The sequence below is a fragment of the Vibrio sp. 1249-1 genome, assembly GCF_033340495.1.
Genome location: NZ_JAWOWJ010000139.1, coordinates 1 through 1,064, shown reverse-complemented (window position 1 = coordinate 1,064; position 1,064 = coordinate 1). Strand labels below are relative to the sequence as shown.

At 47.5% G+C, this 1,064-nt stretch carries 1 protein-coding gene and 1 pseudogene; both read left to right on the top strand.

Annotated elements, in window-relative coordinates; translation table 11 throughout:
* Positions 1–461 (top strand): annotated as a pseudogene (locus R7Z50_RS24810) (site-specific integrase); the annotation flags it as partial.
* Positions 458–1,064: hypothetical protein (locus R7Z50_RS24805; RefSeq protein ID WP_318149390.1), on the top strand; the 607-nt coding region annotated here is incomplete at its 3' end. The pseudogene R7Z50_RS24810 and the gene R7Z50_RS24805, both read left to right, overlap by 4 nt.

Here is a 1,064-nt window from a genome sequence, read left to right as displayed (position 1 = left end):
CTGGCTTACGTGCGCATGAATTGCTGACCTTACATCCCAGAGAAGTACGCGCACCAGATCAGCGGCCAGCTCTCACTTCTAAATGGACGGGCCGAGATGGCGTAATTTATACCGTAGAGGGCAAAGGTGGGCTAGTTCGTGAAGTGCTGATCCCCTCGCATTTGGCTGAGCGCCTAGAAAGCTTGCGGCTACCCTCCCCCGTTCGCATCGAGGATCGCGGCATTTATTACACCTCACACTACGCTGTCACAGGCGGCCAAAAATGGAGTAATTCGTTTTCTGCGGCATCAAAACGGGTTCTGGGATGGTCAGAGGGTGCGCATGGATTACGACACAGTTACGCTCAAGAAAGAATGCACGAGCTACAAAAAGCCGGATTCAATCGTGATTTAGCTCTTGAGACGGTTAGCCAAGAAATGGGGCACTTTCGCCCGGAAATTACAGAGGTTTACCTACGTTGAGAATTTTTATCTTTATTATCGCCGTGGGCATATTTGCCCAGCTTGGAACCTATGTGCATGAGAATATGAGTGCCTTATCCCTGCTTGAAATAGGGCAAGTTCAGAAAGAAGTACAAACAGGCTGGCAGTTCTGGAATGGAAAGACAACAGAAGAAGCTCTTTTTGCCACTTTCTACAATAAAACTGACGGCTGGGCTATTGTGCTGAGACTATGGCCGCTGGCTCTACTGGTTACAATTTTATGTTTGTTGCTATTGCCAGTAATGCTCTCACTATTTCAGGATCTTGGCCGCAGAGAGGCACGTAAAAAAGTCAGAGTAGCAGAAGAAAAACTGGCGAAAGCCCTAGAGCGAGCAAAGACAGCTGAAAAACGGGCATTGCAGCAAGCGCGTTCAGAATTAACCGCTCAGAAAAATGAAGCTCAAAACATGCTGGCTTATGGAGAACGCCTTACCTCTCAAGCCGAATTGATGAAGCAGGGATTAAATGACCAAATCCAACAAATAAAATGGCAAGCTCAACAGGCCATTAATAAAGCCAATGATCGAGCGGATCTTGCTGAAAAGAAAGCCTTAGATGCAGAGAGCCGGAAACGAAATGCAG